Source organism: Bradyrhizobium sp. Ce-3 (assembly GCF_022835695.1).
GTDB lineage: Bacteria > Pseudomonadota > Alphaproteobacteria > Rhizobiales > Xanthobacteraceae > Bradyrhizobium.
The window spans coordinates 44117-57809 of sequence record NZ_BQUV01000014.1; the positions used below are offsets into that span (position 1 = coordinate 44117).

Consider the following 13693-nt stretch of genomic DNA (forward strand, 5'->3'; position numbering starts at 1 on the left):
ATCAGCCCTTGCGGATCAGCGGGGGCGGCGGCGGCGGGGGCAGCACGTCGCAGCACGGCAGGTTGAAGCGCACGCCGAGCTTGACGTCCTGCGAGGTCATGTCGCGGTACTGGAAGCTCGAGGGTCCGGTTGGCGTGTTGTCGAAGAAGTGGCCCTGGCCCTGGCCGACGGTGCCCATGTCGAGATAGCGATAGGCCAGTTCAACCGTGAAGTTGTTGGTGACCTTGTAGGCGACACCGGCATGCAGCGCCCAGGCGAAGTTGGTCTTGGTCGCGCCATCGGCGATGTAGGAGCTGGTCAGGCCGGACCCGCTCGGGAACGTCGCATTGTCGGAGAAGGCCGAGGTCTTGAGCACTGCGGCACCGACACCGGCACCGATGAACGGGGTCAAGCAACCCCAGGTGCCGAGGTCGGCGTAGACGTTGACGAGGCCGACCCAGCTCTGGACGCCGCCATGATAGGTGTCAGCCAGCGAGCTCGGCCCAGGGAACGTGAAGAAGTCGGTGCCGTTGAAGCTCACCTTCGAGCGATACTCACCGGTGATGTCGGCGCGGAACCAGCTGTTGAACTGGTAGCCGACGCCGACGCCGTAGAGCACGCCGCCGTCGAAGCCATGGCCGTACTGGTTGAAGGCAGTGCCTGCCGGCAGTGTGTCGTAAGCGTTGACGTGCAGCTTGGCCTGAGTGTTGGTCATGCCGATGTCGCCGCGCAGATACCAGCCGCCGAAATCCTGGACCGGCGGAGGCGCATACGCCATCGGGGGCGGCGGCATGATGGGCATGTCGGCGGCGAACGCCGCCGAGGACAACAGAGATGCCGCTCCTGCGGCAATCAGGGTCTTTACGCTACGCATTGGCTTCGTCCTTTTGTGCCAAGTGAGGCGACACGAAAGCCCCACGTCTGAAACTCACGGGCGGACGATGGCAGCAAATGTTTAAGCGGCACTTAACCCTAATTTTTAAGGTTGATTTTCTCTCACCTTTTTCTGTGGCTGCCGCTTATGGGTCCATAAATGCACGCATGCGGCCCGCAAAAAATGGCGATCTCGCCACACATGCTAATGAAGGATTGACGGGATGCCCGCTGTTTGCAGCGCACGAAGGCCGTGTGCGTTAGCAAAAGCTTAATGCCGGCGCGCCGCGCGGCGAGAGGTCAGCGGACGGCCTTCGGCATCTTCGGCAGGAACACCGCAAGCAGGCCGATCGCCGGCAGGAACGAGCACAGCTGATAGACGAAGGCGATCGAGGTGTGGTCGGCGAGCTTGCCGAGCACCGCCGCGCCGAGACCGCCAATGCCGAAGGCGACGCCGAAGAACACACCGGAGATCATGCCGAAGCGATGCGGCATCAATTCCTGCGCGAACACGATGATCGCCGACGTCGCCGACGAGATGATCAAGCCGATCACCACCGTGAGCACAGCGCTCGCCAACAGCCCGGCATAGGGCAGCGCCAGCGTGAACGGCAGCGCGCCGAGGATCGAGAACCAGATCACGTATTTGCGGCCGAAGCGGTCGCCGAGCGGCCCGCCGATGAACGCGCCGGCGGCATTGGCGGCAAGGAAGATGAACAGATAGAGCTGCGCCGCCTGCGTCGAGACGCCGAACCTGTCGATCAGATAGAAGATGTAGTAGCTCGACAGGCTCGAGACATAGAGCTGCTTGGAGAACAGCAGCGCGACCAGCACGATGAGCGCGGTCATCACGCGCCGCTGATCCGGATGGTCGGGATGCCGCTCGATGGTGGCGGCCTTCTTGCCTGATATCTGCGGCTTGTACCAGACACCGATGCGCCAGAGGATCACGATGGCGAGGAACGCGATCGAGGAGAACCAGGCGATCGAGGGCTGGCCGAACGGCACCACGATCAGCGCGGCGAGCACCGGCCCCATCGAGGTGCCGAAGCTGCCGCCAAGCTGGAACACCGATTGCGCGAAACCGTAACGCCCGCCGGAAGCGAGCCGCGCGATGCGCGAGGATTCCGGATGGAACACCGCGGAGCCGAGACCGACCAGCGACGCCGCGATCAAGATCATTCCGTAAGAGTGCGCGACGCTGAGCAGCAGCAGCCCGAAGAAGGTGAAGCCCATGCCGATCGAGAGCGAGAACGGCTGCGCCTTCTTGTCGGTGAAATGCCCGACCAGCGGCTGCAGCAGCGACGCCGTGAACTGGAACGCCAGCGTGATCATGCCGATCTGTGCGAAGTCGAGCGCGTAATTGTCCTTCAGGATCGGATAGACCGAGGCGATCAGCGACTGCATCGTGTCGTTGAGGAAATGCGAGAAGCTGATGCTGGCGAGCACGACATAGGCCGGCCCCGCGGCGGCGGCCGCCGTCGCGGCCGTCAGCTCCGGCACCGACACCGGTTCGCCCAGCGCCTGCTGGCTCACGACGGGCTTGTTCAATGCAGCATTCCCAGACAGATTCGCAAAAATACCTCCGTGTCGTACGACGCGGAGGTGAGGCAAACCAGTTGCATTAGCCGATGGCAGCGATGCGCTGTGGGGTCAGCAATTGAGCTCAATGCCCGTCATCCTGAGCAGCCTGCGCAGCAGGCGTCTCGAAGGATGAAGCGGCCACCAGCCGGGCCGTGCATCCTTCGAGACGCGCGCAAGGGCGCGCGTCTCAGGATGACGGGACTGGCAGCCTCGATAAATGAAACAGCAGCGCTCAAGCCGCCGCGGCGTGGCCGAGCGCGCTGACGATGTTGTCGACCACCTCTTCCACCAGGATGCGGTCGTCGCCCTCGCCCATGACGCGGATCACCGGTTCGGTGCCGGAGGGACGGATCAGCAGACGGCCGTGGCCGTTGAGGCGGTTCTCGCCGTCGGTGATCGCGGACTTGACCTCGGCGTCGTCGAGCGGCTTGCCGCTGCGATAGCGCACGTTCTTCAGAATCTGCGGCAATGGATCAAAGCGTCGGCAGATCTCCGACACCGGGCGGCGCAGCTTCTGCACCACGGCCAGCACCTGCAACGCCGCGACGAAGCCGTCGCCGGTGGTCGAATAGTCCGACATGATGATGTGGCCGGACGGCTCGCCGCCGAGATTGTAGCCGCCGCTCAGCATCTGCTCGAGCACATAGCGGTCGCCGACCGGGGTGCGGACCATCGAAAGCCCGAGGCCCTGCAGGAAGCGCTCCAGCCCGAGATTGGACATCACGGTGGTGACGATGCCGGGCTTGGCGAGGCGGCCCTCTTCCTTCCAGCTTTGCGCGATCACCGCGAGCAGCTGGTCGCCGTCGACGATGTGGCCGCGCTCGTCGACCAGGATGACGCGATCGGCGTCGCCATCGAGCGCGATGCCGATGTCGGCGCGCATCTCGCGCACCTTGCGCGACAGCGCTTCCGGCGAGGTCGAGCCGCACTCCTTGTTGATGTTGAAGCCGTCGGGGTCGACGCCGATCGGCACCACGTCGGCGCCGAGCTCCCACAGCGCTTCCGGCACCACCTTGTAGGCGGCGCCATTGGCGCAATCGACCACGACGCGCAGGCCGTCGAGCGAGAGGTCGCGCGGCAGGGTGCGCTTGGCGAATTCGATGTAGCGGTCATGGACGCCGTCGATGCGGCGGGCGCGGCCGAGGCTCGCGCTCTGCGCCAGGCGGCGGTCGAGCGATTCGTCGAGCAGCTGCTCGATCTGCTTCTCGACATCGTCGGAGAGCTTGAAGCCCTGCGGACCGAACAGCTTGATGCCGTTGTCCTCGAACAGATTGTGCGACGCCGAGATCATGACGCCGAGATCGGCGCGCATCGACTTGGTCAGCATCGCGATCGCCGGCGTCGGCATCGGGCCGACCAGCAGCACGTCCATGCCGACCGAGGTGAAGCCCGCGACCATGGCGTATTCGATCATGTAGCCGGACAGCCGCGTGTCCTTGCCGATCACGACGCGATGGCGATGGTCGCCACGCTGAAACACCAATCCTGCGGCCTGTCCCACCTTGAGCGCGAGCTCCGGCGTGATCAGTCCATTGGCACGGCCCCGAATTCCATCGGTCCCGAAATATTTGCGGCTCATGTAACCCCCAACACGGACCTCTCGAACCACCCGGCGAGAGAGTCCCGAACGCCTACCAGTGTAGCGTGCATCGGCCTTATAGACTGCCAGACGCTAAAATGACTTCAAAAAATATGATGAATCATTACCGCGGCCAAACCCCGCGCTTCGACCTTAAAGCACTGAAAGATATAATATTATTGTCTCGTCGGCAACCTCCGGGAACGAACGCTGTCCCCTACCCTTTGCCGCCTCGCTTGACGTGCTGGTCGCCCTTGGTGGGGGCCGGCTGGGTGACATTGACAGGGTCGGAACCGGGAAACGTCTCCTCCAGGCCCTCTTCCAGCGCCTCGTCGAGCCGGCGCTTCTCGGCGTTCTCGTCTGCTTTCGGCTTCGAGCCTGATTGCGTCATGGTGCTCTCCCATCGTCTTCGATTTGGCAGGCCATCCAACCATGCTAGATGACGGCAAGACCGAACACCTGCAAGACCAACTCCGTCGAAGCTGCGGCATAGAAGAAGGGCCGGGAACGTCCATGAAGCACATTACCTGCATCGAAGATCTGCGCCAGCTGCACAAGCGCAGGGTGCCGAAGGCGTTTTTCGACTATGCGGACCGCGGCTCCTACACCGAGGACACGCTGCGCGCCAACTCCGAGGACCTGCAGCAGATCAAGTTCCGCCAGCGCATCCTGGTCGATGTGTCCAAGCGCAGCCTGGCGACCACGATCCTCGGTGAGCCCTCGGCGATGCCGCTGATCCTGGCGCCGGTAGGCCTGCTCGGCATGCAGCATGGCGACGGCGAGATCCATGCCTGCCGCGCGGCGCAGGCGGCCGGCATCCCGTTCACCCAGAGCACGATGTCGATCTGCTCGATCGAGGACATCGCGGCGGCCGTCGACAAGCCGTTCTGGTTCCAGCTCTACGTCATGAAGGACCGCGGCTTCATCAAGTCGCTGATCGAGCGCGCGATCGCGGCGAAGTGCTCGGCGCTGGTGCTGACCGTCGACCTGCAGGTGATCGGGCAGCGCCACCAGGACATCAAGAACGGCATGACGGTGCCGCCGGAATGGTCGCTGTCGAAGCTGATCGACTTCGCGACCAAGCCGTCCTGGGTGTCGGGCGTGCTGCGCGGCAAGCGCCGCACCTTCGGCAACATCGCCGGCCACGTCAAAGGCATGGACGACATCGTCAAGCTGTCGGAATGGACGGCGTCGCAGTTCGACACCACGCTGAACTGGAAGGACATCGACTGGATCCGCTCGATCTGGCCGGGCAAGCTGATCCTCAAGGGCATCCTCGACGTCGAGGACGCCGAGCTTGCCGCCAAGAGCGGCGCGCAGGCGATCGTGGTGTCCAACCATGGCGGCCGCCAGCTCGACGGCGCACCGTCCTCGATCGAGGTGCTGCCGGAGATCGTCGACGAGGTCGGCTCACAGCTCGAGATCATGTTCGACGGCGGCATCCGCACCGGCATGGACGTGATGCGCGCGCTGGCGCTCGGCGCCAAGTCCTGCATGATCGGCCGCGCCTATGCCTACGGCTTGGGTGCCGGCGGCCAGGCCGGCGTCGCCAAGGCGCTCGACATCCTCGGCAAGGAGCTCACCACCACGATGGGGCTGTGCGGCGTCAACACCATCGCCGAGATCGACGACAAGGTGCTGGCGATTTAGGGGCTGGCGACACGGCCGTAGCCCGGATGAAGCGAAGCGCAATCCGGGTCTTTCTTTCATGGATAGATTTGCCCCGGATTGCGCTGGGCTCCATCCGGGCTACGCACTATCCCGCCCACAAGCGTCGTCCCGGCGGAGGCCGGGACGACGTGTTGAGAGAGCCTCGCTTAGGTCTCACATCGGCGGCGCGATGCCGTCGCGGCCGACATTGACGCGATTGGCTTCGAGCGTGCCGTCGTCCTTCTTCACCGCGCCGAAGATGATGATCTTGGCGCCGGGCTTCAGCTCGGACTTGTCGCCGGAGACGAAGGTGACGACCGGGGTTCCCGGAGGCACCACGACTTTCTTCTCGCCGTCCTTGTATTTCACCGTGATGTTCTGGCCGTCGGTGCCCTTCACGGTCTCGGCGACGGTGGCATTGGTCATGGTCGAGTTGGCGCGGAGGTCCCAGGGACGAAAGCCTTCGGCGGCGCCGCGCTGGTTTTCCGGGAAGATGTGCACCGCGATCGCCTTTTGCGTTCCGTCAGGCTCGGGCATCGCGGTGACGCCGATATAGGAACCGGACTTGATCTCCGACAGATCAGTCTTGGCGACGCCGAACACCGCGACGTTGTCGGTGGTCCGCACCTTCATGTCGGCGCCGTCGCGCGACTTGATCGACAGCATCGCGCCGTCGACGGCCTCGATGGTGCCGCGAATGCGCACCGTCGGAGGCTGTTGCGCGGATGCGGCCGAGGTGAATGCAGCGAGAAGCAATGCAGCGAAGAGCGGCGATTTCGGCATAGTGTGTCCCTCATTGGGTTTGGCTGGCGAATCAGGGAACACCGGGGAGTTGAAGGTATTCCGTGCGGCTACCTCCCCTTCGCAGGAGAGGTGACGCGCACAACTACGGACCGGATGAGGGTGCCGTTACAGCAGTAACGGACAGGTGATGTTGCGCAGCAGCCGTAGCCCGGATGGAGCGAAGCGCAATCCGGGGACCGTCTCCCTGGAAAGATTCCCGGATTTCGCTTCGCTCCATCCGGGCTACTAACCGCGCGTCACATCGGCGGCGTGAGGCCATCGCGGCCGACACTGACGCGGTCGGTCTCGAACGAGCCGTCGGGCAGCTTCTTCATGAAGGCGATGACCTTGGCGCCGGCCTTCAGATCCGCCTTGTCGCCAGGAACATAGGTCACGACAGGCGTGTCGGGCGTGACCAGCACCGTCTTCTCGCCATCCTTGTACTTGACCTGCAAGGTATGCCCATCATTGCTGACGACGGATTGCGCGACGGTGGCATTGGTCATGCTGCTGTTCGGCTTCAGATCGTAGGGACGCGAGCCCTCGCCGGTGCCGCGCATGTTTTCCGGGAACACGTGCACCTCGACCGCCTTCGGCACGCCATCGGGGCCGGGCACCGTGGTCGTGCCGATGAAGGAACCGACCTTGATGTCGGACAGCGCGATCTTGGTGAGGCCGAGCACCACCATATTCGCCGCCATGTGCAGCTTGACGTCCTCACCGCCGCGCGACTTCACCGCCAGCATATCGCCATCGACGCTCTCGACGGTTCCACGCACGCGCGTCGGCGTCGGCGGTTGCTGTGCAAGCGCATAGAGCGTTGATGCCGTCACCATCGCAAGCGCAATGAACGGACGAACGAGATGGGTACGGCGGGCAGGCATGGTTGATCTCCGGGGGGAACGCGGGGGGACTAACACGAGACCCCGCCCCGAAGACGCTATTCCAGGCCTCAAGTCTTTGTGAGATCGGCTTCGACGATCGCGCGCAATTCCGGCGTGACTTGCGGGCGCTGGCCGAACCACAATTCAAAACCGCGCACCGCCTGGTGTAGCAGCATGCCGAGCCCGTCGGCGGTCTTCAGCCCGCGGGCCGCCGCCGCGGCAAGCAACGGCGTCACCAGCGGCACATAGACAATATCGGACACGACCGCGCCCTGCGGCAACAACCCGACATCGGTCTCGAGCGCGGGCTGGCCATGCTGGCCGAGCGACGTGGCGTTCACCAGCAGCCCTGCGCGCGGCAGCAGCTCGCCGACCGTGTCCCACGTCGCGGGATGAACGCGTGCGCCGAATTGGTCGGCCAGCGCACGGGCTCGGTCGATGGTGCGGTTGACCACATGCACGCGCGCAATCCCGCGCTCGATCAGGCCGAACACCACCGCGCGTGACGCGCCGCCGGCCCCTAGCACCAGCGCGTCCTCGGTCTTGTCCCAGCCGGGCGCGCAGGCGTCGAGATTGTTGATGAAGCCTTCGACATCGGTGTTGGTCGAGCGCAGCTCGCCATCGGCGAACCACAGCGTGTTGGCGGCGCCGACCGCGCGGGCGCGCTCATCCGGCGCCGACAGCGCCAGTGCCTGCTCCTTGTGCGGGCGGGTGACGTTGGCGCCGACGAAGCCGCGCAGCGACAGACGGAACAGGAAATCCTTGAAATCCTCAGGCGGCACCGCCTCGATCACATAGCCGCCCTCGATGCTGAGCGTGCGCAGCCAGTAACGATGGATAAGCGGCGAGCGGGAATGCGCCGCCGGCCAGCCGATCAGGCACGCGGCGCGGGTTTTGGAGGACGATGTCATGGCCGTGACATCGGCCAAGGCAGCCGCGCTGTCAATCCATCCGCTTCGCGGTTGCGGCAACCAGCGCGCTCAGGGCAAACGCGGTGGCCGCGGCAAACCAGATCGCGGCGAGGTTGATCCAGCGGTAGGCCGATGCGCCGGCGAGCGCGCCCGCGACCAGCGCGGCCCAGAGCAGCAGGTTGGGCAGCCAGGCCCAGGGCGCACCGCCGGTCAGCGCGGCGGCGATCAATTGCCCCGCCTTGACCAGCGCTCCGGTGACATAGGTCAGGCCAAGTCCGGCCCCGCCTTCGAGCTGGAACACGGCGTTTTCGAGCCCCATCGCCAGCACGATGGCGGCGACCGCGGCATTCGGCAGGCCATACGCATAAGCCAGTGCCGCGGATGTCAGCAGCAGCGCCTCGACGAGCAGGATCAGGGGCTGGCGATGCGCGATCCGGCTGAGCACGACCAGGCTGCCGGCCGCGGCACCGGCGACGAACAGCGCGATCAGCTCCAGCGCCTCCATGGCGTGCTGCCAATGCCCTTCAGCGAGCGTCACCCCGAGCCGCGTCGAGTTGCCGCTCATGAAGGACACGAACAGCCCGCCCAGATGCAGATAGCCGATGCCGTCGACATAGCCGGCCAGCGCGCTGAGCGCGCAGGCCAGCGCCAGGTTACGGCGGGATTCAAGCATGGTGTCCGTGCGCCCCTTAAGGGACGCAAGCTAGCCGCCGCCGGCCATCCTGCCAACGATCACACCCCTCGGAGGGACGTGATCGCAGCGCTGGCATCACGCCGCGTCGCGATGCGCGGCGATGATCTGGTCGGCGGCGCGGCCCGTCACTTCGGCCATGCGGTCGAACTGGCGGGTGAAGGTGCCGGCGCCGGCGGTGGCCGAGCGCAGCTCGACGATCAGATCGCCGATCTCGGATTCCGGCATCGTGGCGCGGACACAGTCCCAGCCGCTCCAGCCCTCGCGGGTGTCGAAGCCGAGGATCTGGCCGCGGCGCGCCGACAGGATCGCGTTGACCTTGGCGGTCGCCTCGGTCGGACAGACGATCTCGACCATGTGGATCGGCTCCAGCAGCACCGGCTGGCACTGCGGCAGCGCCTCGCTGACGCCGGCCCGCGCCGCGGTGCGGAACGCAAGGTCAGAGGAATCGACGCTGTGATAGGAGCCGTCGGTCAGCGTGACGTCGACATCAATCACGGGGAAGCCGAGCGGCCCGCGGACCAGCGCATCGACGACCCCCTCCTCGACCGCGCCGATATAGTTGCGTGGTACCGCGCCGCCGACCACCTTCTCGTGGAATTCGAAGCCGCTTCCGCGCGGCTTCGGCTTGATGTCGAGCACGACGTCGCCGAACTGACCGTGGCCGCCGGATTGCTTCTTGTGCCGGCCGCGCTGGGTGACCGCCTTGCGGATGGTCTCCTGATAGCCGATCGCCGGCGGATGCGATTTGACGTTGACGCCGTAGCGGTCCTTCAGCCGCTCCTGGGCGACGCGCAGATGCATCTCGCCCTGCCCCCACAGCACGGTGTCGTGGGTGCGCGGATTCTGGATCATGGTCAGCGAGGGATCCTCCTCGTTCAGGCGCAGCAGCGCCTGGCCGAGCTTGACGTCATCCTTGCGGTCGGTCGCCGCAATCGAGATCGACAGCACCGCCGCGGCAGGCTCGACCTTGACCAGCGAGGCCGGGGCGGTCTTGCCGCTCGAGACCGTATCGCCGGTCTTGATCGCGTCGAGCTTGCCGAGCGCGACCGCGTCGCCGGCTTCCGCCTGCGGCCGCTTGCTGTCATGCGTGCCCGACACCGCGAGGATGCCGGAGACGCGTCCGCTTTCGCCGCTTGAGGATTGCAGCGTCGCGCCGTCGTCGAGCCGGCCTGCGAGCATGCGCGCCAGCGACAGCTTGCCGCCGTGCTGCAGATGCACGGTCTTGAACACATAGGCCAGTGCATCCTTCTGGTCCTTGATGCCAAGCCGCTTCGCGGTATCCGCGACGCCGGGCGCCTCGTGGCGCAGCGCCTTCATCAGGCGGAGCACGCCGTTCTCGCGGCTCGCAGCCCCGAGCAGCACCGGACAGATCAGCCCTTCGCGCAGTTCGCGGGCGAGATCGTCGAACACCGCATCGCGCGGCGGCTGGATATCCTCCAGCAACTGCTCCATCAGCGCATCGTCGTGGTCGGCGAGCTTTTCCAGCATCGAGAAGCGCGCTTCCTTCTCGCGGTCGAGATTGCCACCCTCCAGCGCCATCACCTCCGACGGCTTGTGCTCGCGATAGACGAAGGCGCGCTCCAGCGCGAGATCGACAAAGCCCTCGATCAGATCGCCGTTCCAGATCGGGATCTGGCGCAGCACCAGCGGCACGCGCGACGCCGGCTGCAGCGTCGCAAGCGTCTCGCGGACCCGCTTGTTGGCGCGGTCGATCTTGTTCAGGAACAGAAAACGGGGAATTCCGAGCTCCTCGAGCTCGCGCAGGATGATCTGCAGCTGCGGCAGCTTCTTCTCATCGGCTTCGCACACCACGACCGCGGCATCGACCGCCGGCAACGCGGCACGCATGTCGTGCGCGAATTCGATCGAGCCGGGGCAATCGATGAAGGTGTAGCTGTCCCCCATAAAGGTGGTGGCGGCGGCGGTCAGGCCTACGCCCATCTTGTGTTGACGCGCCTCGGGGCTGGCATCGCCGATGGAGGTTCCGGCATCGACGCTGCCGGCTGTCTTGATGGCGCCAGTTCGCGCCATGATCGCTTCCAGAAGTGTGGTTTTACCGCTTTGGAAAGGGCCCACCAATGCGATGCACCGTGGACCTCGGGGACTTCTGACGTCTTGTCCCATTGCCGCCTCCTCGTTTTGGAGCTCGGCCCATGATTGGGTCGGCGACCGTTTATGCTCTGCCTGCGTTTCACATTTGGCAAGCGGGAAAACGTCGCTGCGGTGCGGCGTCGCGGATGTTTGCAAGTCCCGAGCCATCGTCCGGACGATTGCGTCCGCTGCGTCAGTTCCTCGGCGCAGGTCCCGAAGCAATCTCGCGCCAGCGCGTCGCAAGGTCGAGCAGGTGCTGCACGGCGGGCGAAACATCTTCGTCGCGCCACGCGATCGTGAGCGGCGCCGTCACCGCCGGCGCGGCAAGCCGAACATACGCCACGCCGCGCCCGGTCTGCGCGCGCGCCGCGGCCTCCGGAAGGAGCGACACCCCGACGCCGGCGGCGATCAGGCCGATCGCGGTTTGCAGATGAAGCACTTCCTGCGCAGGCCGCGGCGTAAAACCGGCGGCCCGGCAGGCGGCAACGATCAGGCCGGTGACCGAAGGCTCCGGCTGGGCCGGATACAGCACGAAGGCATCGTCGGATAATTCGGCGAGCGCGATCTCGCCGCGCCCAGCGAGGGGATGCGCGCGCGGCAGCGCCGCGACATAGGGCTCATCGAGGATCAGGCGCTGGGCGAGCCCCGCTTCGGCGAGCAGCGCGGGGCGCGCGAAGCCGACATCGATCCGGCGCCGCCGCAGCGCCTCGGCGATCTCGGCCGCCAGCATCTCGTCGAGCACGAGCTCGACATCGGGACAGGCGTCGCGATAGCTCCCGATGACATCGGGCAGGCCGGCAAACATCGCCGAGCCGACGAATCCGATCGCGAGCTTGCCGGCCTGACCGCGACCGACGCGCCGCGTGTCGGCGACCGCGTTTTCGAAATTGGCAAGCAGCGCGCGAGCGCGCGTCAGAAACAGCTCGCCGGCCTCGGTGAGCCTGACCGGACGGCTATTCCGCTGCAGCAGCGTCACGCCGAGCTCGTCCTCGAGCTGACGGATCTGCTGGCTCAGCGGCGGCTGCGCGATGTGCAGCCGCTCGGCGGCGCGGGTGAAATTCAATTCCTCGCCGAGCGCCACGAAATATCTGAGGTGTCGCAATTCCATGCAGCGATATAGCACGGCGGCCAGCGCCGCCAGCAATACGCAATAGCTCTGCTAGCGTATCGAACGAGTATTGGACCGGACGCGCGAACATCGACAGCCTGCGGCAAACCACAGGAGGTCGCCATGACGGCGCTGGACAAGGCTTTCGCGGACGCAGCCGCGGCAGGCATCACGCAACAGAAGATCGATATCGGCGGCCTGTCCGTCAACGTGGCGCGGTTCGGCAAGGGGCCGCCGCTGCTGCTGCTCCATGGCTGGCCGGAGTTCTGGCTGGTGTGGCGCCCGCTGATGCTGCGCCTCGGCGACAGCTTTGAGCTGATCGCGCCCGACCTGCGCGGCTGCGGCGATACCGGCAAGCCGACGCCGCAGCCCGATGCATCCGCCACCGCGGAGCGCCATGCGCTGGACATGTTCGCGGTCATGGATGCGCTCGGCCATGACTGCTTCGGCGCGATCGGCGGCGATCTCGGCGCCTATGTCATGCAGGCGATGTCGCATCGCGAACCACGGCGGCTGCGAGGGACGCTCTATCTCTGCACGCCCTATCCGGGCCTTGGCCACCGCTACGGCCAGCCCGGCCACCTGATCGAGGTCTGGTATCAATACTTCCAGCAGCTGCCCTGGGCCGCCGAGCTGGTCGGCAGTTCGCGCGAGTCATGCCGGCTCTACTTCCGCCATTTCCTCGACCATTGGTCGGGCGACAATGCCGCCGTGTTCGATGACCTGCTGGAAGCTTATGTCGACAACTTCATGAAGCCCGGCAACATCCAGGGCGGCTTCGACTGGTATCTGTCATCCGCGCCCAATCGCCGGCTCTGGCTGGAAGGCAGGCTGCCGCCGGCGCCGCGCATCGAGATCCCCTCACGTTTTCTCTGGGGCCGCCGCGATCCGCTGATCGCGCCCGAATGGTCGGACAGGCTGGCGGACTACTGGCGCGAACCTTCGATCAGGTTCGTCGACACCGGGCATTATGTTCACGCCGAGGCGCCGCAGATCGTTGCCGAAGAAGCCCGCGGCTTCTTCGGCAGATTGCAGGAGCGCGGGCGTTAGCGGCCGGGACGCAGCTCCAGGCTCTCGAGGCCGGCGGCGATGTTGACGCCGACCTGGCCCTGCACGCTGAGCGGCTGCAGGGCGATCGTGTTGTCGGAACCGCCGACCAGCACGTTGCCGCCGACGCCGACGCCGAGCGTCGCGCTGCCCTGCGCACCGGCGTAATTGCCGGACAGCGCACCCGGCCCGAGCCGCTCCACCGGCGCATAGACGCCCCAGGCCAGCGCCGATTCCTGGGTGATGCCGAGATCGATGCCGACCTTCTGGATGGTCGCGATGTAGCGATCCTCAGGCAGGCCGTTGGCCCGCAGCACGCAACCGAGATGAGTCACGGAGCCGACGATGAAGCCGACGCTCGCGCCACCGCGGCATTCCAGGACGCCGACCTGAACGCGCTGGCTCGGCTGTTGGGCGTTGGCACCAACGATGGCGGTCAGCGTGGCGATGGCGGCAACGGCTGGGAGAGTGAAGCGACGCATGGTGGGAGTCTCCGGCTGAGAGGCATTG

Annotated in this window: 13 protein-coding genes; 2 read left to right on the forward strand and 11 right to left on the reverse strand. The window is 65.8% G+C overall.

Annotated elements, in window-relative coordinates; genetic code table 11:
• Position 1: 1 nt before the first annotated feature.
• The 4 genes from BRSPCE3_RS34645 to BRSPCE3_RS34660 form a co-directional block, all read right to left on the reverse strand.
• Complete coding sequence (locus BRSPCE3_RS34645; RefSeq protein ID WP_244071432.1) at positions 2-853, reverse strand: outer membrane protein; 852 nt, start codon at positions 851-853, stop codon at positions 2-4.
• A 299-nt stretch (positions 854-1152) separates the two neighbouring features.
• Positions 1153-2403: an MFS transporter gene (locus BRSPCE3_RS34650; RefSeq protein ID WP_244071434.1), complete on the reverse strand. Its 1251-nt coding sequence runs from the start codon at positions 2401-2403 to the stop codon at positions 1153-1155.
• Between the two features lie 265 nt (positions 2404-2668).
• The gene (gene glmM, locus BRSPCE3_RS34655; protein WP_244071436.1) at positions 2669-4015 is read right to left on the reverse strand and encodes a phosphoglucosamine mutase; all 1347 of its coding nucleotides are present in this window, start codon (positions 4013-4015) and stop codon (positions 2669-2671) included.
• A gap of 217 nt (positions 4016-4232) precedes the next feature.
• Positions 4233-4406: a hypothetical protein gene (locus BRSPCE3_RS34660; RefSeq protein WP_212055682.1), complete on the reverse strand. Its 174-nt coding sequence runs from the start codon at positions 4404-4406 to the stop codon at positions 4233-4235.
• Positions 4407-4528: 122 nt separating this feature from the next.
• Between BRSPCE3_RS34660 and BRSPCE3_RS34665 the strand changes: the two genes are divergently transcribed.
• Positions 4529-5665, forward strand: coding sequence for an alpha-hydroxy acid oxidase (locus BRSPCE3_RS34665; protein WP_244071437.1), 1137 nt, complete (start codon positions 4529-4531; stop codon positions 5663-5665).
• Positions 5666-5839: 174 nt separating this feature from the next.
• Here BRSPCE3_RS34665 and BRSPCE3_RS34670 read toward each other — a convergent pair whose 3' ends face one another.
• The 6 genes from BRSPCE3_RS34670 to BRSPCE3_RS34695 form a co-directional block, all read right to left on the reverse strand.
• Complete coding sequence (locus BRSPCE3_RS34670; RefSeq protein WP_244071438.1) at positions 5840-6448, reverse strand: hypothetical protein; 609 nt, start codon at positions 6446-6448, stop codon at positions 5840-5842.
• A gap of 257 nt (positions 6449-6705) precedes the next feature.
• Positions 6706-7284, reverse strand: a complete 579-nt coding sequence (locus BRSPCE3_RS34675; protein ID WP_244071556.1) for a hypothetical protein — start codon at positions 7282-7284, stop codon at positions 6706-6708.
• Between the two features lie 116 nt (positions 7285-7400).
• Positions 7401-8243 (reverse strand): shikimate dehydrogenase, encoded by an 843-nt coding sequence (locus tag BRSPCE3_RS34680; RefSeq protein ID WP_244071440.1) that lies wholly within the window; start codon positions 8241-8243, stop codon positions 7401-7403.
• A 31-nt stretch (positions 8244-8274) separates the two neighbouring features.
• Positions 8275-8916: a YoaK family protein gene (locus BRSPCE3_RS34685; RefSeq protein WP_244071441.1), complete on the reverse strand. Its 642-nt coding sequence runs from the start codon at positions 8914-8916 to the stop codon at positions 8275-8277.
• 96 nt (positions 8917-9012) lie between these two features.
• Positions 9013-11061: an elongation factor G gene (locus tag BRSPCE3_RS34690; protein WP_244071442.1), complete on the reverse strand. Its 2049-nt coding sequence runs from the start codon at positions 11059-11061 to the stop codon at positions 9013-9015.
• 160 nt (positions 11062-11221) lie between these two features.
• Positions 11222-12136, reverse strand: coding sequence for a LysR substrate-binding domain-containing protein (locus tag BRSPCE3_RS34695; RefSeq protein WP_244071443.1), 915 nt, complete (start codon positions 12134-12136; stop codon positions 11222-11224).
• 123 nt (positions 12137-12259) lie between these two features.
• On the opposite strand from BRSPCE3_RS34695, the gene BRSPCE3_RS34700 reads away from it, so the two are divergent.
• Positions 12260-13186 (forward strand): alpha/beta fold hydrolase, encoded by a 927-nt coding sequence (locus tag BRSPCE3_RS34700; RefSeq protein WP_244071445.1) that lies wholly within the window; start codon positions 12260-12262, stop codon positions 13184-13186.
• On the opposite strand, the gene BRSPCE3_RS34705 is transcribed toward BRSPCE3_RS34700, so the two are convergent.
• Positions 13183-13665, reverse strand: a complete 483-nt coding sequence (locus tag BRSPCE3_RS34705; RefSeq protein WP_244071447.1) for a DUF992 domain-containing protein — start codon at positions 13663-13665, stop codon at positions 13183-13185. The genes BRSPCE3_RS34700 and BRSPCE3_RS34705 overlap by 4 nt on opposite strands.
• Positions 13666-13693: the final 28 nt, after the last annotated feature.

What these genes read in the sequence shown, in the direction of transcription:
- BRSPCE3_RS34695 (WP_244071443.1), bottom strand. Translation starts at nt 12,136, where the DNA reads ATGGAATTGCGACACCTCAGATATTTCGTGGCGCTCGGCGAGGAATTG.
- BRSPCE3_RS34685 (WP_244071441.1), bottom strand. Translation starts at nt 8,916, where the DNA reads ATGCTTGAATCCCGCCGTAACCTGGCGCTGGCCTGCGCGCTCAGCGCG.
- BRSPCE3_RS34645 (WP_244071432.1), bottom strand. Translation starts at nt 853, where the DNA reads ATGCGTAGCGTAAAGACCCTGATTGCCGCAGGAGCGGCATCTCTGTTG.
- BRSPCE3_RS34700 (WP_244071445.1), top strand. Translation starts at nt 12,260, where the DNA reads ATGACGGCGCTGGACAAGGCTTTCGCGGACGCAGCCGCGGCAGGCATC.
- BRSPCE3_RS34660 (WP_212055682.1), bottom strand. Translation starts at nt 4,406, where the DNA reads ATGACGCAATCAGGCTCGAAGCCGAAAGCAGACGAGAACGCCGAGAAG.
- BRSPCE3_RS34670 (WP_244071438.1), bottom strand. Translation starts at nt 6,448, where the DNA reads ATGCCGAAATCGCCGCTCTTCGCTGCATTGCTTCTCGCTGCATTCACC.
- BRSPCE3_RS34705 (WP_244071447.1), bottom strand. Translation starts at nt 13,665, where the DNA reads ATGCGTCGCTTCACTCTCCCAGCCGTTGCCGCCATCGCCACGCTGACC.
- glmM (WP_244071436.1), bottom strand. Translation starts at nt 4,015, where the DNA reads ATGAGCCGCAAATATTTCGGGACCGATGGAATTCGGGGCCGTGCCAAT.
- BRSPCE3_RS34690 (WP_244071442.1), bottom strand. Translation starts at nt 11,061, where the DNA reads ATGGGACAAGACGTCAGAAGTCCCCGAGGTCCACGGTGCATCGCATTG.
- BRSPCE3_RS34680 (WP_244071440.1), bottom strand. Translation starts at nt 8,243, where the DNA reads ATGACATCGTCCTCCAAAACCCGCGCCGCGTGCCTGATCGGCTGGCCG.
- BRSPCE3_RS34675 (WP_244071556.1), bottom strand. Translation starts at nt 7,284, where the DNA reads ATGGTGACGGCATCAACGCTCTATGCGCTTGCACAGCAACCGCCGACG.
- BRSPCE3_RS34665 (WP_244071437.1), top strand. Translation starts at nt 4,529, where the DNA reads ATGAAGCACATTACCTGCATCGAAGATCTGCGCCAGCTGCACAAGCGC.